The organism is Rubrivivax gelatinosus (genome assembly GCF_004340905.1).
Classification (GTDB): Bacteria; Pseudomonadota; Gammaproteobacteria; order Burkholderiales; family Burkholderiaceae_C; genus Rubrivivax; species Rubrivivax gelatinosus.
This window is the reverse complement of the sequence record NZ_SLXD01000002.1, coordinates 352850-374301: the sequence shown is the minus strand read 5'-3', so window position 1 is coordinate 374301 and position 21452 is coordinate 352850. Positions and strand designations below refer to the sequence as shown.

Here is a 21452-nt window from a genome sequence, read left to right as displayed (position 1 = left end):
TGACCAATGAGTCATTAACGCCAGCGCATGAAGCCCTTCCGCACCGTTCCGTTGGCCCTGCTGGCGGCCATCACGCTCGCCGCCTGCTCGCGCACCGAGCCGCCTCCCGCCCCGGTGCGCTCGGTGCGCACCGTCGTGCTCGCGCCGGCCAGCGCCGGTGGTGTCCAGGAGTACGCCGCCGAGGTTCAGGCACGAACCGAGTCGCAGCTGGGATTCCGCGTCGCAGGCAAGCTGGTGCGCCGCCAGGCCGAAATCGGCCGGCACGTCGCCGCCGGCGAACTGCTGGCCCAGCTCGACCCCGAGGACCTGCGCCTGGCCCAGGCCGCCGCCCAGGCGACGGTGCGCTCGGCCCAGGTCAACGCCGAGATGGCCGAAGCCGACTTCAGGCGTTTTCGCGAACTCTTCGAGCAGGGCTTCATCAGCGCCGCCGAACTCGACCGCCGCGAGACGACGCTGAAGGCGGCCCGCGCTCAGCTCGAGCAGGCCCGTGCCGAGGCCGGCGTGCAGGCCAACCAGGCGGCCTACAGCGACCTGCACGCCAGCGCCGCCGGCATCGTCACCGCGGTGATGGCCGAGCCCGGTGCGGTGCTCGCCGCCGGCACGCCGGTTCTGCGTCTGGCGCACGACGGTCCGCGCGACGTCGTCTTCGCGGTGCCGGAGGACGAGGTCGGCAGGCTGCGTTCGATGCTGGGCCGGCCCGGCTCGGTGCGCGTGCGGCTGTGGGGGCGCGAGGAGACGATGCCGGCGACGGTGCGTGAAGTCGCCGCCGCGGCCGACGCGGCGACCCGCACCTTCGCCGTCAAGGCCGACGTCGGCGCGGGTTCGGCACAGCTGGGTCAGACGGCCTCGGTGCTGATCGAGGGGCCGCGTGTCCAGGGCGTCGCCAAGCTGCCGCTGACCGCGGTCGTTCAACACCAGGGCAGGACTTCGGTCTGGGTGCTCGACCGCGCGACGATGACGGTCAAGCCGCAGCCTGTGGAGCTGGGGGGCACCGACGGCAACAGCGCCGTCGTCGCCGGGGGGCTGGCGCCCGGTGCCGTCGTCGTGACGGCTGGCGTGCACGTGCTCGCCCCGGGACAGAAGGTGCGTCTGTACGAGGACACGAAGCGCTGATGTCGCCGCACAACCACGACGGCTCGCCGGCACCGGCCCGCGAGCGCTTCAACATCTCGCGCTGGGCGCTCGAACACGCGCCGCTGACGCGCTACCTGATGGTGGTGCTGACGGTTCTCGGCGTCGCCGCCTACTTCCAGCTCGGTCAGGACGAGGATCCGCCGTTCACCTTCCGGGCGATGGTCGTGCAGGCGTGGTGGCCCGGCGCCAGCGCCGAGCAGGTGGCCGAGCAGGTGACCGACAAGATCGAGCGCACGCTGCAGGAGGTGCCCTACGCCGAACGCATCAGCAGCTACACCAAGCCCGGCGAGTCGGTGACGACGCTGTTCCTGGCCGAGCACTCGCCGCCGGCGGAGGTGCGCGACGCCTGGTACCAGGTTCGCAAGCGCATCGGCGACATGCGCTCGACGCTGCCCGAAGGCGTCGTCGGACCGGTCTTCAACGACGACTTCGGCGACGTCTACGGCTCGATCTTCGCGCTCTCGGCCGACGGTTTCAGCCAGGAGGAGCTGCGCGAGTTCGCCGACGACGTGCGCCAGCGCCTGCTGCGCGTGCCCGACGTCGCGAAGGTCGAGATCTTCGGCAGCCAGGCCGAGAACATCTTCGTCGAGGTCTCGCGCAAGCGCATGGCCGAGCTGGGGCTGGACGCCGGCGAGGTCGTCGCCCAGCTCGGCGCGCAGAACGCGATGGAAGGCGCGGGCACGCTGCAGGCCGGCGCCGAGCAGCTGCAGCTGCGCGTCGGCGGCCAGTTCAGCTCGGTCGAGGAGCTGGCGCGTTTTCCGATCCGGGCGACCAACCCCCAGACCGGCCGCGCGAGCACGATCCGGCTGCAGGACATCGCCCAGATCCGCCGCGGCTACGTCGATCCGCCGACGACGATGGTGCGCCACCAGGGCCGCCAGGTGCTGGCACTGGGGGTGTCGATGGCCTCGGGTGGCGACATCGTCGCACTCGGCAAGGCCCTGGCCGCGGCGGTGCACGAGTTGCGCGCCGTGCTGCCGGTGGGCATCGAGCTCGAGCAGATCCAGGACCAGCCGAAGGTGGTCTCGGCGTCGGTCAACGAATTCGTCGGCGTGCTGCTGGAGGCCGTCGTCATCGTGCTGGCCGTGAGCTTCCTCAGCCTGGGTCTGCACACGCGGCCGCTGCGCGTGGACGTCTGGCCGGGCATGGTGGTCGCGATCACGATCCCGCTCGTGCTGGCGATCACCTTCGTCGTGATGCGCTTCTGGGACATCGGCCTGCACAAGGTGTCGCTGGGCGCGCTGATCATCGCGCTGGGCCTGCTGGTCGACGATGCGATCATCGCCGTCGAGATGATGGTGCGAAAGCTCGAGGAGGGCTACGACAAGCTGCGTGCCGCCACCTTCGCCTACGAGATCACCGCGATGCCGATGCTCACCGGCACGCTGATCACCGCCGCGGGCTTCCTGCCGATCGGGCTGGCCAAGTCGGAGACCGGCGAGTACACGTTCGCGATCTTCGCCGTGACGACGGCCGCGCTGCTCGTCTCGTGGCTGGTGTCGGTCTACTTCGTGCCGTATCTCGGAACCTGGCTGCTGCACACGCGCAGCCAGGCCGGTGATGCCGGCGACGGCCCGCACGAGCTGTTCGACAGCCCGTTCTACAACCGCTTCCGCGGCGCCGTCGACTGGTGCGTCGCACACCGCTGGCTGACGATCGGCGTCACCGTCGCCTCGTTCGCGCTCGGCCTCTTCGGCATGACGCGCGTGCAGCAGCAGTTCTTCCCCGAGTCGGCCCGGCCCGAACTGCTGGTCGACCTGTGGCTGCCCGAGGGCGCGACGATCCGCGCCAGCGACGAGGTCGCGCGCCGCGTCGAGGCGCGGCTGCTGGCCGACGGGCGCATCGCCACCGTCAGCACCTGGGTGGGTTCGGGCGTGCCGCGTTTCTATCTGCCGCTCGAGCAGATCTTCCCGAACAGCAACGTCAGCCAGATGATCCTCCTGCCCCGGGATCCGGACGACCGCGACGTCTTGCGCCGCGAGCTGCCCGCGGTGCTGGCGGCCGAGTTCCCCGAGGTGCGTGCACGCGTGACGGCGCTGCCCAACGGCCCGCCGGTGGCGTATCCGGTGCAGTTCCGCGTGCTCGGGCCCGATGCCCGCGAAGTACGCCGCTGGGCCGACGAAGCCAAGGTGCTGATGCGCGCCAATGCGCATGCCCGCGGCGTCAACGACGACTGGAACGAGGCCATCAAGGTGCTGCGCCTGGAGATCGACCAGGACAAGGCGCGTGCGCTGGGCGTCACCAGCCGCCTCGTCGCGCAGACCTCGCAGACGCTGCTGTCGGGCAGCACGGTGGCCCAGTACCGCGAGGGCGACAAGCTCGTCGACGTCGTGCTGCGCCTGCCCGAGTCCGAACGCGACACGATCGCCGACCTGTCCAGCGCCTACGTGCAGACCGCCAGCGGTCGTGCCGTGCCGCTGACGCAGGTGGCGCAGCTGCGCCTCGACTGGGAGCCCGGCGTGCTGCACCGCGAGGGCCGCGACTACGCCGCCACCGTGCAGGCCGACGTCGCCGAAGGCGTGCAGGGCGCCACGGTGACGGCCCAGCTCCAGCCGGCGATGCGTGCGCTCGAGGCGCGCATGCCACCGGGCTACCGCATCGAGACCGCCGGCGCCGTCGCCGAGAGCAGCAAGGGCCAGCGCTCGATCGTCGCGGGCGTGCCGGTGATGCTGTTCATCATCTTCACGCTGCTGATGCTGCAGCTGCGCAGCTTCGGCCGCGCGCTGCTGGTGTTCCTGACCGGGCCGCTGGGTGTCGCCGGTGCCGCGGCGGCGCTGCTGCTGCTGGGCCAGCCCTTCGGCTTCGTCGCGCTGCTGGGGGTCATCGCGCTGGCCGGCATGATCATGCGCAACTCGGTGATCCTGATCGATCAGATCGAGCTTGACCGCGCGCGCGGCGTCGCCGCCTGGGACGCGATCATCGAGGCCGCGGTGCGGCGCTTCCGGCCGATCGTCCTGACCGCCGCCGCGGCCGTGCTGGCGATGATCCCGCTGTCGCGCAGCACCTTCTGGGGGCCGATGGCGGTCGCGATCATGGGCGGGCTGGTGCTTGCCACGGCCCTCACGCTGCTGGCGCTGCCGGCGATGTACGCGGCCTGGTTCCGCGTGCGCCGCGAGGGCGGGGCAGGGCGCTGATGCGCGTGGCGAGCGGGCCTGCGTCCGGCTCGGTCCGCGTGCCGGCTAGAATGCGCGGTTTACCGATCGAGTTATCCGGGAACGGCGATCGACGACCTCCGCGGGATTCGCGCCGCGGGTGTCGTGCGGCGACGTTTTTGAGCGCGCGGGTGGCGAAATTGGTAGACGCACCAGGTTTAGGTCCTGACGCCTTCACGGGCGTGCCGGTTCGAGTCCGGCCCCGCGCACCAGACATTCACTGAAGCCTTAGAGAGCCCCACATGGCCGTCAACGTCGAAACCCTCGAAAAACTGGAACGCCGCATCACGCTGACGCTGCCCGCCAGCACCATCAACGGCGAAGTCGAGGCCCGCCTGCGCAAGCTCGCGCGTACCGTCAAGGCCGACGGATTCCGTCCGGGCAAGGTCCCGATGTCGGTCGTCGCCCAGCGCTACGGCTACTCGGTCCAGTACGAGGTCGTCAACGACCGTGTCGGCCAGGCCTTCGCCGATGCCGCCGCCGAGGCCAAGCTGCGTGTCGCCGGCGCCCCGCGCATCACGCAGAAGGACGAGGCTGCCGAGGGCGAGATCGCCTTCGACGCCACCTTCGAGGTCTACCCCGAGGTCAAGCTCGCCGACCTGGCCGAGATCGAGGTCGAGCGCGTCGGCGCCGAGGTGACCGAAGAGGCCATCGACCGCACCGTCGAGATCCTGCGCAAGCAGCGCCGCACCTTCACGCAGCGTCCGGCCGCCGAAGGCGCCGCCGAAGGCGACCGCGTGACGATCGACTTCGAAGGCAAGATCGACGGCGAACCCTTCGCCGGCGGCAAGGCCGAAGGCTTCCAGTTCATCATCGGCGAAGGCCAGATGCTGGAGCAGTTCGACAAGGCCGTGCGTGGCATGAAGGTCGGCGAGAACAAGACCTTCCCGCTGCAGTTCCCGGCCGACTACCACGGCCAGGACGTGGCCGGCAAGGAAGCCGACTTCCTCGTCACGATGACCAAGTGCGAGATCCAGCACCTGCCCACCATCGACGACGAGTTCGCCAAGTCGCTGGGCATCCAGGAAGCCACCGTCGAGGCGCTGCGCGCCGACGTCAAGAAGAACCTGGAGCGCGAGGTCAAGTTCCGCGTGCGTTCGCGCAACAAGGCCGCGGCGATGGAAGCGCTGGCCAAGGCCGCCGAACTCGAGCTGCCCAACGCGCTGGTGGCCAACGAACTGCAGCGTCTGGTGGCCGGCGCACGTGCCGACCTGAAGCAGCGCGGTATCAAGGACGCCGAGAACGCGCCGATCCCCGAGGACATCTTCCGCCCGCAGGCCGAGCGCCGCGTGCGCCTGGGCCTCGTCGTCGCCGAGCTGGTGAAGGCCAACAACCTGCAGGCCCAGCCCGACCAGCTGCGCGCGCACATCGAGGAGCTCGCCCAGAGCTACGAGAAGCCCGCCGAGGTGGTGCGCTGGTACCTGGGTGACCGCCAGCGCATGGCCGAGGTCGAGGCGGTGGTCATCGAGAACAACGTCACCGACTTCATCCTGGCGAAGGCCAAGGTCACGGACAAGGTGCTACCGTTCGACGAACTGATGTCGGCAGCCTGAGGAAACAGCCCCTTATGAGCGTGATCGAGACGACCGGCCTGGGCATGGTGCCCATGGTCATCGAGCAGTCCGGGCGCGGTGAACGCGCCTATGACATCTACAGCCGCCTGCTGCGCGAGCGGATCGTCTTCCTCGTCGGCCCTGTCAACGACCAGGTCGCGAATCTCGTTTGCGCTCAGCTGCTGTTCCTGGAGTCCGAGAACCCGGACAAGGACATCTTCCTGTACATCAATTCGCCGGGCGGCAGCGTCAGCGCGGGCCTGTCGATCTTCGACACGATGAACTTCATCAAGCCGGAGGTTTCGACGCTGTGCATGGGCATGGCGGCCAGCATGGGCAGCTTCCTGCTGATGGCCGGCGCCAAGGGCAAGCGTTTCGCGCTGCCGAACTCGCGTGTGATGATCCACCAGCCTTCGGGCGGCGCCCAGGGGCAGGCCAGCGACATCGAGATCCAGGCGCGCGAGATCATCAAGACGCGCGAGCAGCTCAATCGCATCTACGCCGAGCGCACCGGGCAGCCGATCGAGAAGATCGCTGCCGACATGGAGCGCGACATGTGGCTGTCGCCCAGCGAGGCCAAGGACTACGGTCTGGTCGACCAGGTCCTCGAGAAGCGCGGCTGACGCGCTTTTCCACCTCTTCACGACCCCCTGAAAAGGCCTCCTTTTCGCCGCCCGGCAGGCGGCGGGAGTTGGTCTATGATGGGGTTCGGATCCCTTTTCCCTCCGCGCAAGACGAGACATGGCCGACAAGAAGGGCGCCTCCGGCGAGAAAGTCCTTTACTGCTCCTTCTGCGGCAAGAGCCAGCACGAGGTGAAGAAGCTCATTGCCGGGCCGTCGGTGTTCATCTGCGACGAGTGCATCGAGCTCTGCAACGACATCATCCGTGACGAGGTTCCGGCTGATGGCGCCGTGGCGAAGGCCACCAAATCCGACCTCCCCGTCCCGAGCGAGATCAAGACCAGCCTGGACCAGTACGTGATCGGCCAGGACGTGGCCAAGCGCACGCTGTCGGTGGCGGTCTACAACCACTACAAGCGCCTCAAGCACATGGGCGCCGGCGGCAAGGACGAGGTCGAGCTCACGAAGAGCAACATCCTGCTGATCGGCCCCACCGGCTCGGGCAAGACGCTGCTCGCGCAGACGCTGGCCAAGCTGCTCAACGTCCCCTTCGTGATCGCCGACGCGACCACGCTGACCGAAGCCGGCTACGTCGGCGAGGACGTCGAGAACATCATCCAGAAGCTGCTGCAGAACTGCAATTACGACGTCGAGCGCGCGCAGCGCGGCATCGTCTACATCGACGAGATCGACAAGATCAGCCGCAAGGCCGACAACCCGAGCATCACGCGCGACGTGTCGGGCGAGGGCGTTCAGCAGGCACTGCTCAAGCTGGTCGAAGGCACGATGGCCAGCGTGCCGCCGCAGGGCGGGCGCAAGCACCCGAACCAGGACTTCCTGCAGATCGACACGACGAACATCCTGTTCATCTGCGGCGGCGCGTTCGACGGCCTCGAGAAGGTCATCCAGAACCGCACCGAGAAGTCCGGCATCGGCTTCGCCGCCACCGTGCACAGCAAGAGCGAGAAGAAGGTCTCCGACCTGTTCCGCGAAGTCGAACCCGAGGACCTGATCAAGTTCGGCCTGATCCCCGAACTGGTCGGCCGTCTGCCGGTCGTCGCCACGCTCGGCGAGCTGACCGAGGACGCGATGGTCCAGATCCTCACCGAGCCCAGGAACGCGCTGGTCAAGCAATACCAGAAGCTGTTCGGCATGGACGGCGTTGATCTCGAGATCCGTCCGTCGGCGCTGGCGGCGATCGCGCGCAAGGCGCTGGCGCGCAAGACCGGCGCCCGCGGCCTGCGCTCCATCATGGAGCACGCGCTGATCGACACCATGTTCGACCTGCCGACGCTGGACGGCGTGGCCAAGGTCGTGATCGATGAGCACATCATCGAAGACGGCGCCAAGCCGCTGCTGGTCTACCGGGAACACAAGGCCAGTGCCTGATCCCGGCCGCGCCGCGCCTGCACGCGGCGGCCCGCCACTTGCATTTGCCCTCTCGGGCCCCACGTGGACCTGAGAAAGAGAGGTACACCGATGTCCGGACATCCCACCCTGCCGAGCGACCCGATCACGCTGCCGCTGCTGCCGCTGCGTGACGTCGTGGTGTTTCCGCACATGGTCATCCCGCTGTTCGTCGGGCGCCCGAAATCGATCAAGGCGCTGGAAGCGGCGATGGAGTCGGGCCGGCAGATCATGCTCGTGGCCCAGAAGGCCGCCGGCAAGGACGAGCCCAAGGCCGACGACATGTTCGAGATCGGCTGCGTGTCGAGCATCCTGCAGATGCTCAAGCTGCCCGACGGCACCGTGAAGGTGCTGGTCGAAGGCCTGCAGCGCGCCCACACCGTCACGATCACCGACTCCGGTGAACACTTCGTCGGTACCGTCGCGCCCATCACCCCGCCGGCCGACAGTTCGCCGGAGATCGAAGCCCTGCGCCGCGCCGTGACGCAGCAGTTCGACCAGTACGTCAAGCTCAACAAGAAGATCCCGCCCGAGATCCTGACCTCGATCGCCGGCATCGACGATCCGGGCCGCCTGGCCGACACGATCGCCGCGCACCTGCCGCTCAAGCTCGAAGCCAAGCAGGCCGTGCTCGACCTGTTCGCCACCGCGCAGCGGCTGGAGAAGCTGCTCGAGCTGCTCGAGCACGAGGTCGACATCCTGCAGGTCGAAAAGCGCATCCGCGGCCGCGTCAAGCGGCAGATGGAGAAGAGCCAGCGCGAGTACTACCTCAACGAGCAGGTCAAGGCGATCCAGAAGGAGCTCGGCGACGGCGAAGAAGGTGCCGATCTCGAGGAACTCGAGAAGAAGATCGCCGCCGCGCGCATGACCAAGGAAGCGCGCAAGAAGGCCGAGTCGGAGCTGAAGAAGCTCAAGCTGATGTCGCCGATGTCCGCCGAGGCGACCGTCGTGCGCAACTACATCGACACGCTGGTCAACCTGCCCTGGGCGAAGAAGTCCAAGATCAAGCACGACCTGGCGAACGCCGAGACGGTGCTCAACGAGGACCACTTCGGCCTGGAGAAGGTCAAGGACCGCATCCTCGAGTACCTCGCGGTGCAGCAGCGCGTGGACAAGGTCAAGGCGCCGATCCTCTGCCTCGTCGGCCCGCCGGGCGTCGGCAAGACCTCGCTCGGTCAGAGCGTGGCGCGCGCCACCGGGCGCAAGTTCGTGCGCATGGCGCTGGGCGGCATGCGCGACGAGGCCGAGATCCGCGGCCACCGCCGCACCTACATCGGCTCGATGCCGGGCAAGGTGCTGCAGAGCCTGAGCAAGGTCGCGGTGCGCAATCCGCTGTTCCTGCTCGACGAGATCGACAAGCTGGGCATGGACTTCCGCGGCGACCCGTCGTCGGCGCTGCTGGAGGTGCTCGACCCCGAGCAGAACCACACCTTCAGCGACCACTACGTCGAGGTCGACTTCGACCTGTCGGACGTGATGTTCGTCGCCACCTCGAACTCGATGAACATCCCGCCGGCGCTGCTCGACCGGATGGAAGTCATCCGCCTGGCCGGCTACACCGAGGACGAGAAGCTCAACATCGCCCAGCGCTACCTGCTGCCCAAGCAGCAGAAGAACAACGGCGTGGCCGACGGCGAGATGGAAGTCACCGAGTCGGCGCTGCGCGGCATCATCCGCTACTACACGCGGGAGGCCGGCGTGCGTTCGCTCGAGCGCGAGATCTCCAAGATCTGCCGCAAGGTGGTCAAGGGCATCCAGCTCAAGACCTACGAAGGCAAGGTCGTCGTCACCGAGGACAACCTCAACGACTTCCTGGGTGTGCGCAAGTACGACTTCGGCCGCGCCGAGAAGCAGAACCAGGTCGGCCAGGTCGTCGGCCTGGCCTGGACCGAGGTCGGCGGCGACCTGCTGACCATCGAGGCGGCGGTGATGCCCGGCAAGGGCAACATCATCCGCACCGGCCAGCTCGGCGACGTGATGAAGGAATCGGTCGAGGCCGCGCGTTCGGTGGTGCGTTCGCGTGCCCGCCGCCTGGGCATCAAGGACGAGATGTTCGAGAAGCGCGACATCCACATCCACGTGCCCGACGGCGCCACGCCCAAGGACGGGCCGAGCGCGGGCGCGGCGATGACGACGGCCTTCGTCTCGGCGCTGACCGGCATCCCGGTGCGTGCCGACGTCGCGATGACCGGCGAGATCACGCTGCGCGGTGAGGTCACGGCGATCGGCGGCCTGAAGGAGAAGCTGCTGGCGGCCCACCGCGGCGGCATCAAGACGGTGCTGATCCCCGAGGAGAACGTCAAGGACCTCCAGGAGATTCCGGAGAACGCGAAGAACAACCTCGAGATCGTGCCGGTGCGCTGGATCGACCGCGTGCTCGAGATCGCGCTGGAGAAGGTGCCCGAGCCGCTGCCGGAAGACGAGGTCGCGGCCAAGGACGCCGCACCGGAAGCGGCGGTGACGCCGGTCGTCGGGTCCGATGCCCTGCCGCACTGAAAAGGTCTTGCCAACCGCGTAAAAATCGGTCTATACTGTTGGTCTTGATTCGTTGCAGCCAATGCAGCAATTCAAGGGCAAAGCGGGAATAGCTCAGTTGGTAGAGCGCAACCTTGCCAAGGTTGAGGTCGCGAGTTCGAGCCTCGTTTCCCGCTCCAAGACATCCGAAGGGAAGCCCAGGCTTCCCTTCTTTTTGGGCAGAATCCGGGTGTTCTGCCACGCGGCGCGATAGCAAAGCGGTTATGCAACGGATTGCAAATCCGTCTAGTCCGGTTCGACTCCGGATCGCGCCTCCAGTATTTCGAGTGTCAAAGGGCTCCCGCGTGGAGCCCTTTGTGCATCGTGTACCCGGTGCGACGCCCGGATGGCGAAACTGGCAGACGCAGCGGACTTAAACTCCGCCGCCTCTCGAAAGAGGGCATGCGGGTTCGATCCCCGCTCCGGGCACCAGTCAGCGTTGACGGCGTCTTTCGCCTCGCGCTTCGCGTCCCGCCGGCCGCAGGCTGGCCTCGAACTCCCGCTCCAGCTCGGCCAGGGCCTCGACACTGGCGCTCAGCGCCTGCAGGTAGCCCGGCGCGTCGGCGTGCAGCGTCTGCAGCATGCGGTGCACGACACGCGACGAATGCAGCGGCCCGGCGTTCTCGGGCACCTGGGCACGCGCCTGGCGCAGCCGGTGTTCGGCCTTCAGCCGGCCGACGGTGGGCTGCAGCGCGGCGACGGTCTTCAGCGGTGGCGGCGCCGGCGCACGCACCTGGCTGCGCGGCGGTGGCGCCTCGGCGCGGCCCAGGCGGTCAACCAGCGACGTCAGGGCGGCCCAGGGTGCCGGCGCCGATGCGGCTGCCGGTGCGGCGGTGGCTGCGCTCGAGATCGCGTCGATGCGCCGCTGCAGACGCGCCAGCAGCAGCCGGCGCGTCTCGCCTTCGGCTGCCGAGGCGCGGCGCGCCAGCGCTTCGGCAACCGCCAGCGCGACCGGCTCGGCGCCGGGCGTGACGCGGCGTGCGGCCAGGGCCGCGAACAGCTCCTCGTCGGCCGGTATGTTCATCGTGCCGTGTCGGCCGCGCGCCGCGGCGTCGGCGCGATCTCGACACGACGGTTCAGCGCCCGCCCGGCGGCGTCGGCGTTCGAGGCCACCGGCTGCTCGGCGCCGAAAGCCGCGGCGAACACCGCCGACGACGGCACGCCGTCCTCGATCAGCGCCCGCGTGACGGTCAGTGCACGCTGTGCCGACAGCTCCCAGTTGTCGGCGAAGCGCGCGCGGCCGCCGTCGCGCACCTGGCGGTCGTCGGTGAAGCCGCTGACCATCAGCACCTCGTCGCGCGCCGACAGATACGCCGCCAGCGGGCCGGCCAGGCTTTTCAGCAACTGGCGGCCCTCGGGCTGCAGCTCGGCCGAGTTGAAGGCGAACAGCACGTTGCCGCTGATGCCGATGCGTCCGCCGGCCAGCGTCACGCGGCCGGCGGCCAGCGGCACGGCGAGTGCGTGCTCCAGCGCCTCGCGGCGCTGGGCTTCGGCCTGGCGCTGCTGCACCTCGGCGCGCAGGCGCTCGGCCAGGTCCAGCTGCAGGCCGATGGCGCAGACCAGGATCAGCACGAAGGCGCCGAGCAGCCCCGACATCAGGTCGCCGAAGACCGCCCAGACCGGCGCGCCGTGCTCGGCGTCGCCGTCGATCTCGTCGTCGGCGGTCATGCCCCGGCCTCGGCGGCGCGGCGCTGCAGCGCGGCCACCGCCTGCTGCTGCGCGCCCAGCGTCAGGTCGACGATCTCGCGCGCCTGGGCGACGTAATAGGCCAACTGCTCGTCGCTGCGTGCGCCGGCCTGGGCCAGCGCGGCTTCGATGCGCTGCAGCTGCGCCGTCGTCTGCTCGCTGCTGCGCGCGAAGAGCTCGACCGCCTGGCCGAAACCTTCGCCCAGCGCGGCGAGTTCGCCGGCGCCGGCCTCGACCTGGGCCGCGGTGGCGCGCAGCGCCTGGGCTTCGGTCTCGACCTGGGCGGCGAAGCGTGTGCCGGCCTGCTCCAGCAAGCTGCCGGTGCCCTCGACCAGCGAAGCGATCGTCTCGCGCTGCTCGCGCCCGGCGCGCTGCACGGTGGCTAGCAGTTCGCCCAGCGTGCCCAGCAGGCGGTTGCGTTCTTCCAGCGCCGCGTTGTCGCGCACCAGGCTGTCCGACAGCGCCTGGCGCAGCTCGGCGATGACCTCGGCGGCGGCACGCGGCGCCTCGGCCGCCGCCTGCACCAGGCGGCCGATCTCGGCGATCGTCGCCTCGGCCTGCTCGCGCGTGCGTGCCGAGACGGCGTCGGCGGCGGCGTCCAGCGCGGCGCAGACACGCTGCTGGTGGCCGGCGGCGTCGGCCGCAGCGCGGCGTGTCTCATCGGCCAGGCGTTCGGCCAGTGCCTGCAGCGCGTCGTCCATCGCGGCGCGGCGTTCGGCTTCGCGGGCCGCGGCGGCCTCGTCGGCGGCGGCGCGTGCGGTGGCCAGCTCGGCGTGCAGCGCGGCGGCGTGCCGTTGCAGCGCTTCGCCGGCGGCGGCCACGGTCTCGCGCCCGGCGGCGGCCAGCGCCGCCTGGGCTTCGTGCTGGGTCGCCAGCGTCTGCTGCCAGGCGGAGGACCAGCGCTCCGCGCCGGCCTGCAGCCGGGTGTCAAGCCCGTCGAGCAGCGTCGCCGAACGCGTCTGCAGGTCGTCGCCGAAACGCTCCAGCGCCGCGCCCAGGCGATCGAGCTGGGCCTGCTGGCGCGCCTGCTGCGTGTCCAGCGCCTCGCGGCCGTGCCCGGCCAGGCGTTCGGCCGTGGCGTCCAGGCGTTCGGCGACGCCGGCCAGATGCTGTTGCACCTGGCCCTGCAGCGTCTCGTGCAGCGCCGCCGACTGGCGCTCCAGCGCCGCCATCGTCGACTGCACCGCCGGCTCGACCGCCGCAGCGGCCTGCCGCGCGCTGGCGGCGGCGGTCTCGGCCAGCGTCGTGGCGACGGTGGCCGACAGTTCGCGCCAGGCTTGGCCGGCGTCGTCGTGGAAACGTTGCTGGCCGGCGAGCAGGCGTTCGTCCTGCGTGCGGCCACGTTCTTCGATCGTCGTCGCCAGCGCCTGCAGCCGCTCGGCCAGCGCCGGCAGCCATTGCGCCTGGGCCTGCAGCAGCGCCAGCGAGGCTTCGCGCTGCTGCGTGCGCGAGAAGGCGCGCAGCGGCCCGGCGATCGCCGCGTCCAGCCGGCGCCCGGCGCGGCGGCGTTCGCGCCGCAGCAGCGCCGACGCGAGCCCCAGCATCGCCGACGCGGCGACGCCGGCCACCGAGCTGCCGAAGGCCAGCCCCAGGCCGCGCACCGGCGCCGCCAGCGAGGCGCGGATCGCCTCGACGTCGGCGGCGTGTTCCAGCGCCTGGCCGGTGCCCTGCAGCGTGACGACCATGCCGAGGAAGGTGCCGAGCATGCCCAGCAGCACCAGCAGGCCGGCGAGATAGGGCACCAGCGCCGGGCCGGGCAGGGCGGTGCGTTCGCCTTCGATGCGCAGGCGCACGGTGTCGCGCAGCGCCGCCGGCACGCCGTCCAGCCAGGCGGCCAGCGACGGCGGTTCGGCGGTCGTCGCCCCGAGCTGGGCGTTCAGCGCCTCGGTCTCGGCGGCGAAGCGTCGCAGCTCCAGCGCGCCGGCCAGGTAGAAGGCCGCGATCAGCGCGACCAGCGTCAGCGCCAGCGGGTTGGAGGCGCCATAACCGGCGCCGACCCAGATCAGGGCCAGCATGCCGGCGGCGAAGGCCGCGTGGGGAAGCAGTCGGTTCATCTCGCGTCGTGGTCGTGCAGCGTCTGCAGCAGGCCTTGCACCGGCAGCAGCCGGTGCGCCAGTTCGGCCCGCATCACCTCGTCCAGATCCTCGCGGAAGGCGGCCAGCCAGCCCGCGTCCTCGCCGTGTTCGCGGCCCAGGCGCTCGAAATGCGCCATCAGCCGCTGCGGCACCAGCGCCAGCACGCGGCGTTCTTGCGCCGCCAGTGCCGGCTCCAGCGCGGCGTCGATCGCCGCGACACGCGCCAGCGCCGCCGAACGCCGCGACAAGGCGTCGCGCAGCCGACGCCGCAGCGCGGCGACGGCGTCGTGCATGCCCTGCTGGAGCCCCAGGCAGTGGCGATGGAACGGGCCGAAGTCGTCCGGGCTCGTGGCCGGCTCGGCGGGCCCGGCGGCTATCGCCGCCTCCAGGGCCGCGCGCACGCGCCGGAAGTCCGCGTCCTCGCTGCCGGCCGTGCGGCCCGCGGCGGGCACGGCCTGTCCGGCGGCCAGCGCCGAAGCGAGCGAGATGGCGCCCGCCCATCCGAGCCAGTGGCCCAGTCGCTCGGCGAAGGCGGGTCGCCCTTCGGCCGGCGGCCCGTCGGCAAGACGGGCGAGGAGGCGGGTGAGCTCCGAACCGGCGACGCCCGGGCTGGCAGACCCGTGCAGCATGAGCCAGTCGAAGGATCGGTAAAGGGCGCGCAGTGTACCGCCTGCGCCGTGTGGTGGCCGGCGCGGGCAAAAGAAAGGGCGCCCGCAGGCGCCCGCCGTGCCGGCTCGGCGACGCTCAGCCGCGCACCTCCAGCTGGTTCTTCACCTGCTTGACGCCCTTGACGCTGCGCGCCAGCGTCTCGGCACGGGCCTTCTCGGTGCCGGACTTGGCGAAGCCCGACAGCATCACTTCGCCGCGCAGCGTCTCGACGCTGATCGCGGTGGCGTCGACCGACTTGTCCTCGACGAACTTGGCCTTCACGGCGGTGGTGATCGCGCTGTCGTCGATGTACTCGCCGACGGTGGACTGGTCGCGCGTGACGGCGCAACCGGGCAGGACGACGAGGGCGGCGACGGCCGTGATCGTGGCGGCGAGCGTGTTTCGGATGAGGTTCATGCGTTCGTTCTCCTTGATTGCGAAGGCCGCAGTGCGGCCTTCGTAGACGCATGCTGTCCTCGAAAGGTCGCCACTGGCGTGGGGCCGCAGCGCAAACGCGCGTCGGACGTCTCCGACGCTCAGCCCGCGCCGCCCAGCGCCTGCACCAGCGTGACCTGGTTCTTCAGCCGCGCGAGCCGGTTCTCGGCCAGCGCGACCTCGGCGCTGCGGCGGCTCTCCTGCGCGTCCAGCCAGGTGCGCAGCGCGACGGCACCGGCGCGGTAGCGTGCTTCGTACAGCGTCTCGATGCGCTGCGCCGCGGCCAGCGAGCCTTCGAGCCACTCGCCCTGGCGCGCCAGCGCCTGGCGTGCCGACAAGGCGTCCTCGACCTCGGCCACCGCGGCGTACAGCGTCTGGCGAAACGAGATCGCGGCGCTCTCGTAGTTGGCGCGCTGCAGCTCGCCCTGCAGCTGCATCTCGCGCCAGTTCAGGAAGGGCAGGGCCAGTCCGCTGCCCAGTGCGGCCACCGGGTTGGCCAGCACCTGGCCGAGTGCGCTGCTGCTGCCGCCCAGGCTGCCGGTGAGCGTCAGCGTCGGGTAGTAGCTGGCGCGCACGGCGTCGCCCTGGGCCAGGGTCTTGCGCAGCCGCAGCTCGGCGGCACGCAGGTCCGGGCGCCGGCCCAGCAGTTCGGCGGGCAGCCCGGCGCGTGGCGCCGGCAGAGCGGCGCTGGGCAGCGCCTGGGGCTCGGCGGCCGGCGGCACGTCGTCGGCGGCGCGGTCGAAGAGCAGCGCGAAGGCGTGTCTCGCCTCGGTGCGCTGCTGGCGCAGGTCTTCCAGCGTCGCCTGCTGGGCGAGCACGGTCTGCTCGGCTTCGTGCCGTTCCAGCGCGCCGACGGCGCCGGCGTCGAACTGCGCCTGCACCAGCGCCTGCGTGCGGCGTGCGGTGTCGACGCTGGCCTCGGCGCTGGCGATGCGCTGGTTCAGGTAGCCGAGCTGCCAGTACAGCGTCGCGACGGTGCCCGACAGGCTGAGCGCGGCGGCGGCGCGGTCCTGCTCGCTGGCGCCGGCTTCCAGCTGCGCGGCGTCGGCGAGTGCGCCCAGGCGCTGCCAGAGGTCGGCCTCCCAGCTGGCGCCGACGCTGGCCGAATAGGCGTGCGTCGTCGTGCGCGGCGCGTCCAGCCCGCGTTCGGCCTGGCTGCTGACGCTGGCGCTCAGGCCGGGCCGGCGGTCGCTGTCGGCCAGGCCGGCCTGCAGCCGCGCCTGGCGCAGCGCGACGCCGGCCACCGCCAGGTCGGTGTTGCGCGCCAGCGCCTCGTCGACGAAGCGGTCGAGCACGGGGTCGCCGAGCGCTCGCCACCAGCGCGGGTCGGTCGCGGCAGTGGCCGCTTCGGCGGGCCCGGACCAGGCGGCCGGCAGCGCGGTGGCGGGCGGTTCGTAAGGCGTGCGCAGCGCCGAGCAGGCGGCCAGCAGCGCCAGCGGCAGCAGCAGGAGAGGGCGGGCGGAGGTCATCACGGGGGTCGGGTTCAATCGCGGGCCAGGGCCTCGACGGGGTCCAGGCGCGAGGCGTTGCGTGCCGGCAGCCAGCCGAAGACGACGCCGATCAGCGTCGCGCAGCCGAAGGCGGCGAGCATCGCCAGCGGCGAGAAGGCGAGGCTGAAGTCCTGGCTGAAGCGCGAGAACACCGCGCCGAAGGCCAGCGCCGAGGCGATGCCCAGCGCGCCGCCGAGCAGGCAGACCAGCACCGCCTCGATCAGGAACTGCTGCTGGATGTCGCGCCGGCGCGCGCCGACGGCCATGCGCACGCCGATCTCGGCGGTGCGTTCGGTGACGCTGACCAGCATGATGTTCATCACGCCGATGCCGCCGACGACCAGCGAGATCACCGCGATCGACGCGATCAGCAGCGTCAGCGTGCGTGTCGTGCTCTCGATCGTCTGGCGGATGCTGTCGGTGTTGAGCACGTAGAAGTCGACGCGGCCGTGGCGGCGTTCGAGCAGCTGGCCGATGCCCTGCGCGGCGGCGTCCATCGGCGCGTGGTCGGCGACGCGCACGGTGATGCTGCGCAGATAGCCCTGGCCGATCAGCCGCCGCATCGCCGTCGTGTAGGGCACGAAGACGTTCAGGCTCTCGCTGTTGGGGCCGAAGGCGCTGTCCTTCCTGGCCGTGACGCCGATCACCGTCACCGGCATGCTGCCCAGGAAGATCACCTGGCCGACCGGCTCGGTCGTCGGGAACAGCTTCTTGCGCGTGTTGTCGTCGATGACGGCCACCTGCGCGTAGCGCTCGATCGCGTCGGCGCCGAAGGCCGTGCCGTCGGCGAGCTTCAGGCCCTTGACGCGGAAGTACTGGTCGCCCACGCCGCTGACGCTGGCCGAGGCGTCGACGTTGCCGAAGCGCGCCGTCAGCGAGGTCTGCACGTTGGGCGTCACGCTGTCGACGAAACCCTGTTCGGCCAGCGCGTCGGCGTCGGCAGGTCTGAGCGTCTGGATGCGCGCCGAACGCGGGTCGCCGAAACCCTGGCCGGAGAAGACCTCGACGGTGTTGGTGCCGATGCTGCTGATGTCGGCCAGCACCTTGCGCCGCGAGCCCTCGCCGAGTGCGACGACCGACACCACCGAGGCGATGCCGATGATGATGCCGAGCATCGTCAGCAGCGTGCGCAGGCGGTGGGCGTTCATCGCCAGCAGCGCCATGTGCAGCGCCTCGCGCAGGCCGTCGAGCCAGGCGCCGCGGCCGCGGCGGACGTCGGCGCGCGCCGTCGCCGGCGCCGCGTGGTCCGCCGGGCGGCCGCTGTCGGCGACGATGACGCCATCCTTGATCTCGACGATGCGCCGCGCGTGCCGCGCCACGCCCATGTCGTGGGTGACGAGGATGACGGTGTGGCCCTGGGCGTGCAGCTCGGCCAGGATGCGCATCACCTCGGCGCCCGAGGCGCTGTCCAGCGCGCCGGTGGGCTCGTCGGCGAGGATCACCTCGCCGCCGTTCATCAGCGCCCGGGCGATCGACACGCGCTGCTGCTGGCCGCCCGAGAGCTTGCCCGGCACGTGGCCCAGGCGGTCGGCCATGCCCAGGCGCTGCAGCAGCGTGCGCGCCCGCTCCTGGCGCTCGGCGCGTGCGTTGCCGGCGTAGACCGCGGGCATCTCGACGTTGCCCTGCGCCGTCAGGTCCGACAGCAGGTGGTAGCGCTGGAAGACGAAGCCGAAGTGCTCGCGGCGCAGTGCCGCCAGTTCGTCGGGTGCCAGGCTGGCGACCTCGCGGCCGGCGATCGTGTAGCGGCCGCGCGTCGGCTGGTCCAGGCAGCCGAGCACGTTCATCAGCGTCGACTTGCCCGAGCCCGACTGGCCGACGATGGCCACCATCTCGCCGGCGGCGATGTCCAGGTCCAGCGCGCGCAGCGCGGCGATCGTGCCGTCGCCGGCGGGGTACTCGCGCCAGACGCCGCGCAGCGACAGCAGCGGCGTGGCGCTCTCGTGGGGGCCGGCCATCGTCAGAACATCGGCGGCGGGCCCATGCGCCGGCCGCTGGTGGACGCCGTCGGCGAGGCGGCGTTGCCGAGCACCACGCGCTCGCCTTCCTTCAGCCCGTCGAGCACCTGGGCGGCGACGTTGTTGTTCAGGCCGATGCGCACCGCGCGCGGCTGCGGCATGCCGTCGGCGCCGAGCACCTGCACCAGCGTGCGGCCGTCGTCCTGGTGCGCACCCAGCGCGCCGACGGGAATGCTCAGCGCGCCCCGGGCCTCGCCGCGCACGAGGTGCACCTCGGCGGTCATCGAGATGCGCAGCAGGCGGTCGGGGTTGGGCACCTCGAACTTGCCGTTGTAGTAGATCGCCGTGGCGCTGGTCGTCGACGAGGTGCTCGAGGTGCTGCTGCTCGAGGTCGAGGTCGAGCTGATGCTGTCGGTGGCGGGCTCGACGGTGCGCAGCCGGGCCTCGAAGCGCCGGCGCGGCTCGCCGAGGATCGTGAACCAGGCCTTCTGGCCCGGCTTGACGCTGGTGACGTCGGCCTCGGAGATCGAGGCCTTGACGGTCATCGTGTCGACCTGGGCGACGATCAGGATCGTCGGCGTCGACTGGTTGGCGTTCACCGTCGTGCCTTCCTCGGTGACGATGGCCACGACCTGGCCGTCGATCGGCGAGGTGATGCGTGTGTAGCCGAGGTTGACCTCGGCGGTGTCGACGCTGATGCGGGCCTGCTCCAGCTGTGCCTGCAGCGCGGCGACCTCGGCCTCGGCGACCTCGACGGCTTCCTGGGCCGATTCCAGGTCGGCCGGCGCGCTGGCCTCGCTGCGGCGCATCTGCTGCTGACGCGCCAGCGTGCGCCGCGCCTGGGCCAGCGTCGCCTGCGCCGAACGTTGCTGCGCCAGCACGCTGGCCAGCGCCGCACGCGCGTTGCGCAGCGTGTTCTGCTGCGTCATCGAGTCGATCTCGGCGACGAGCTGGCCCTTCCTGACGTCGTCGCCCAGCGCCACCTTCAGCGACTTCACCTGGCCCGAGACCTGGGCGCCGACGCTGACCTGCTTGAAGGCCTCGAGCGTGCCGTTGGCCAGCACCGTGTCCAGCAGGTCGGCGCGTGTGACCGGCGCGGTGATCAGCGCCGGTGGTTCGGGGCGGGAGAAGACGAGGCGCTGCGCCGCGATGGCGGCGATCAGCAGCGCCAGGCCGGCGACGCCGTAGCGCAGCCGGCGGGCGGTCGTGGGGTTCATCGGCAGGCGGGTAGCGGGAACGACCGCCGACTCTGGCGCTCGGGCGCCAGGGCCTGTTTGCCGTTCTGTGAAGCGTGCTTCACGTGCCCGAGGGCACGATCTTCAGCGGTGGCGCGACCTGTCGTGCGCCGGCGCGGTGGCGCAGGTCATGCCGTGTCACGGCCCGGTTCGCGCAACAGCTCGCCGAGCCGGCGCAGGCCTTGCTCGCGCTGTGCGTCCAGCGGGTGGGCGGCGCTCAGCCGCAGCCCGCTGGCGAGTGCCGCACCGGCGCCGAAGGCCGTACCCGGCACGAAGCCGTAGCCGCGTTCGCGCAGTCGCGGCAGCAGCGCGGCGCTGTCGACTCCCGGCGGCAGCTCGACCCAGATCACGTAGCCGCCTTCACCCGGCGTGACGCGCGTGTCCGGCGGCAGCCAGCGGCGCGCGGCCTCGACCCAGGCCTCGGTCTGCGCGGCCAGCGTGCGCCGCAGGCGGCGCAGATGCGTCTCGTAGCCGCGGTCGGCGAGGAACCCGGCGAGCGCGGCGTCGGTCAGCGGCGACAGCAGCTCGCCGTGCACCGCGCGTGCGGCGCGCAGCTGCAGCCGGTGGCGCCGGCTGGCCACCCAACCGACGCTGAAGCCCGCGCCGGTGACGCAGGCCAGGCTGGCGCAGTAGAGCACGCGGTCTTCGGTGTCCCAGGCCTTGACCGGGCGCGGGCGCTCGCCGCTGCGCTGCAGCTCGCCCATCAGCTCGCATTCGATCAGCGGCAGGCGGTGCTCGCGCAGCAGCGCGGCGAGCTGCTCGCGCGCCGCGTCGGGCATGCGGCTGCCGCGCACGGTGTCGAAGCTCGGATCGACGACGCAGCAGCGCACGTCGTGGTGCTGCAGCGCGAAGGCCAGCGCCGGCACCGAGAAGCCGCCGTCCTGCGGCGCCGGGATCGCCAGCGGCTTCAGGCCCAGGCTGGCGACCAGTTCCAGCGCCCGCAGCGACCCCGGCTCGGGCACGGCGACGATGTCGCCCGGGCGCGTCAGCAGCCGCAGGCAGAGCTCCAGCGCCTCGCCTTCGCCGTGCGTGACGACGATGTCCTCGGCGTCGACCGCGCAGCCGGCGCGCAGCATGCGGTGCGCCAGCGCCTGGCGCAGCGCGTCGCTGCCGTAGACGCTGCCGATGGCCAGCAGCGAGCGGTCGGCGGCCAGTGCCTGCTGCAGATGGCGCTGCAGCGCGGCCAGCGGCAGCAGCGCCGCCGGCAGCGCCAGGTGGCTCAGCGACAGGCTGTCGGGCCGCGTCGTCGCCAGCTCGATCAGGCGCTTGCGCCGGCCTTCGAGTTCCAGCGACGGGCCGCCGGCCGGCACCGGGGCGCGCACGGCGCCGCGCACGAAGTGGCCGCGCCGGGCGCGGGCCTCGATCAGCCCGGCGTCCTCCAGCTCGTGCAGCGCGTGCGTCACCGTCGCCAGGCTGGCGCCGTGTTCGGCGCACAGCTGGCGCACCGAGGGCAGCTGCGAGCCCGGCGGATAGCGTCCTTCATGCAGCGCACGCGCCAGGTCCTCGGCCAGGCTGCGGTAGCGGGTGGGGCGTTCGGACATGGCGCG

15 protein-coding genes and 4 tRNA genes are annotated in these 21452 nt (G+C 71.2%); 10 read left to right on the top strand and 9 right to left on the bottom strand.

What is annotated here, in order from left to right; translation table 11 throughout:
• Positions 1-27: 27 nt before the first annotated feature.
• From EV684_RS04885 to EV684_RS04840, 10 genes are all read left to right on the top strand, one after another.
• Positions 28-1113 (top strand): efflux RND transporter periplasmic adaptor subunit, encoded by a 1086-nt coding sequence (locus EV684_RS04885; RefSeq protein WP_165908399.1) that lies wholly within the window; start codon positions 28-30, stop codon positions 1111-1113.
• On the top strand, positions 1113-4268 hold the full coding sequence (locus tag EV684_RS04880; RefSeq protein WP_132645079.1) for an efflux RND transporter permease subunit: 3156 nt from the start codon (positions 1113-1115) through the stop codon (positions 4266-4268). Before EV684_RS04885 ends, EV684_RS04880 begins: the two co-directional genes overlap by 1 nt.
• 143 nt (positions 4269-4411) lie before the next feature.
• Positions 4412-4498 (top strand) — tRNA-Leu (locus EV684_RS04875).
• Between the two features lie 30 nt (positions 4499-4528).
• Complete coding sequence (gene tig, locus EV684_RS04870) at positions 4529-5839, top strand: trigger factor (protein WP_132645078.1); 1311 nt, start codon at positions 4529-4531, stop codon at positions 5837-5839.
• Positions 5840-5853: 14 nt separating this feature from the next.
• Positions 5854-6462: an ATP-dependent Clp endopeptidase proteolytic subunit ClpP gene (gene clpP / locus EV684_RS04865; protein ID WP_132645077.1), complete on the top strand. Its 609-nt coding sequence runs from the start codon at positions 5854-5856 to the stop codon at positions 6460-6462.
• A gap of 118 nt (positions 6463-6580) precedes the next feature.
• Positions 6581-7849, top strand: coding sequence for an ATP-dependent Clp protease ATP-binding subunit ClpX (gene clpX, locus EV684_RS04860; RefSeq protein WP_132645076.1), 1269 nt, complete (start codon positions 6581-6583; stop codon positions 7847-7849).
• 90 nt (positions 7850-7939) lie between these two features.
• A complete protein-coding gene (gene lon, locus EV684_RS04855; RefSeq protein WP_132645075.1) occupies positions 7940-10363 on the top strand; it encodes an endopeptidase La in 2424 nt (807 codons plus the stop codon).
• An 82-nt stretch (positions 10364-10445) separates the two neighbouring features.
• A tRNA-Gly gene (locus EV684_RS04850) sits at positions 10446-10521 on the top strand.
• A 64-nt stretch (positions 10522-10585) separates the two neighbouring features.
• Positions 10586-10659: transfer RNA gene (locus EV684_RS04845), tRNA-Cys, on the top strand.
• 62 nt (positions 10660-10721) lie between these two features.
• Positions 10722-10813, top strand: a tRNA-Leu gene (locus EV684_RS04840).
• 1 nt (position 10814) lies between these two features.
• On the opposite strand, the gene EV684_RS04835 is transcribed toward EV684_RS04840, so the two are convergent.
• From EV684_RS04835 to EV684_RS04795, 9 genes are all read right to left on the bottom strand, one after another.
• Positions 10815-11405: a DUF2894 domain-containing protein gene (locus tag EV684_RS04835; RefSeq protein WP_132645074.1), complete on the bottom strand. Its 591-nt coding sequence runs from the start codon at positions 11403-11405 to the stop codon at positions 10815-10817.
• Positions 11402-12049, bottom strand: coding sequence for an OmpA family protein (locus EV684_RS04830; protein ID WP_009859026.1), 648 nt, complete (start codon positions 12047-12049; stop codon positions 11402-11404). The genes EV684_RS04835 and EV684_RS04830 overlap by 4 nt, the downstream gene beginning before the upstream one ends.
• On the bottom strand, positions 12046-14121 hold the full coding sequence (locus tag EV684_RS04825) for a DUF802 domain-containing protein (RefSeq protein ID WP_132645073.1): 2076 nt from the start codon (positions 14119-14121) through the stop codon (positions 12046-12048). The genes EV684_RS04830 and EV684_RS04825 overlap by 4 nt, the downstream gene beginning before the upstream one ends.
• Positions 14118-14771, bottom strand: a complete 654-nt coding sequence (locus EV684_RS04820) for a DUF3348 family protein (RefSeq protein WP_132645072.1) — start codon at positions 14769-14771, stop codon at positions 14118-14120. The genes EV684_RS04825 and EV684_RS04820 overlap by 4 nt, the downstream gene beginning before the upstream one ends.
• A 115-nt stretch (positions 14772-14886) precedes the next feature.
• Positions 14887-15207 carry a BON domain-containing protein gene (locus tag EV684_RS04815; RefSeq protein WP_132645071.1) on the bottom strand — a complete coding sequence of 107 codons (321 nt, stop codon included), beginning with the start codon at positions 15205-15207 and terminating at the stop codon, positions 14887-14889.
• 119 nt (positions 15208-15326) lie between these two features.
• Entirely contained in the window at positions 15327-16694 is a 1368-nt protein-coding gene (locus tag EV684_RS04810; RefSeq protein WP_132645070.1) for an efflux transporter outer membrane subunit, read from the bottom strand.
• A 14-nt stretch (positions 16695-16708) separates the two neighbouring features.
• Positions 16709-18670, bottom strand: coding sequence for a MacB family efflux pump subunit (locus tag EV684_RS04805; RefSeq protein ID WP_132645069.1), 1962 nt, complete (start codon positions 18668-18670; stop codon positions 16709-16711).
• Between the two features lie 2 nt (positions 18671-18672).
• Positions 18673-19887 (bottom strand): efflux RND transporter periplasmic adaptor subunit, encoded by a 1215-nt coding sequence (locus EV684_RS04800; protein WP_132645068.1) that lies wholly within the window; start codon positions 19885-19887, stop codon positions 18673-18675.
• Positions 19888-20033: 146 nt separating this feature from the next.
• Positions 20034-21446, bottom strand: a complete 1413-nt coding sequence (locus EV684_RS04795; RefSeq protein ID WP_132645067.1) for an aminotransferase-like domain-containing protein — start codon at positions 21444-21446, stop codon at positions 20034-20036.
• Between the last annotated feature and the right edge of the window lie 6 nt (positions 21447-21452).

Bases quoted from the DNA above. Each gene is read 5' to 3' on its own strand.
- EV684_RS04885 (WP_165908399.1), top strand. From the start codon at position 28: ATGAAGCCCTTCCGCACCGTTCCGTTGGCCCTGCTGGCGGCCATCACG.
- EV684_RS04880 (WP_132645079.1), top strand. From the start codon at position 1,113: ATGTCGCCGCACAACCACGACGGCTCGCCGGCACCGGCCCGCGAGCGC.
- tig (WP_132645078.1), top strand. From the start codon at position 4,529: ATGGCCGTCAACGTCGAAACCCTCGAAAAACTGGAACGCCGCATCACG.
- clpP (WP_132645077.1), top strand. From the start codon at position 5,854: ATGAGCGTGATCGAGACGACCGGCCTGGGCATGGTGCCCATGGTCATC.
- clpX (WP_132645076.1), top strand. From the start codon at position 6,581: ATGGCCGACAAGAAGGGCGCCTCCGGCGAGAAAGTCCTTTACTGCTCC.
- lon (WP_132645075.1), top strand. From the start codon at position 7,940: ATGTCCGGACATCCCACCCTGCCGAGCGACCCGATCACGCTGCCGCTG.
- EV684_RS04835 (WP_132645074.1), bottom strand. From the start codon at position 11,405: ATGAACATACCGGCCGACGAGGAGCTGTTCGCGGCCCTGGCCGCACGC.
- EV684_RS04830 (WP_009859026.1), bottom strand. From the start codon at position 12,049: ATGACCGCCGACGACGAGATCGACGGCGACGCCGAGCACGGCGCGCCG.
- EV684_RS04825 (WP_132645073.1), bottom strand. From the start codon at position 14,121: ATGAACCGACTGCTTCCCCACGCGGCCTTCGCCGCCGGCATGCTGGCC.
- EV684_RS04820 (WP_132645072.1), bottom strand. From the start codon at position 14,771: ATGCTGCACGGGTCTGCCAGCCCGGGCGTCGCCGGTTCGGAGCTCACC.
- EV684_RS04815 (WP_132645071.1), bottom strand. From the start codon at position 15,207: ATGAACCTCATCCGAAACACGCTCGCCGCCACGATCACGGCCGTCGCC.
- EV684_RS04810 (WP_132645070.1), bottom strand. From the start codon at position 16,694: ATGACCTCCGCCCGCCCTCTCCTGCTGCTGCCGCTGGCGCTGCTGGCC.
- EV684_RS04805 (WP_132645069.1), bottom strand. From the start codon at position 18,670: ATGGCCGGCCCCCACGAGAGCGCCACGCCGCTGCTGTCGCTGCGCGGC.
- EV684_RS04800 (WP_132645068.1), bottom strand. From the start codon at position 19,887: ATGAACCCCACGACCGCCCGCCGGCTGCGCTACGGCGTCGCCGGCCTG.
- EV684_RS04795 (WP_132645067.1), bottom strand. From the start codon at position 21,446: ATGTCCGAACGCCCCACCCGCTACCGCAGCCTGGCCGAGGACCTGGCG.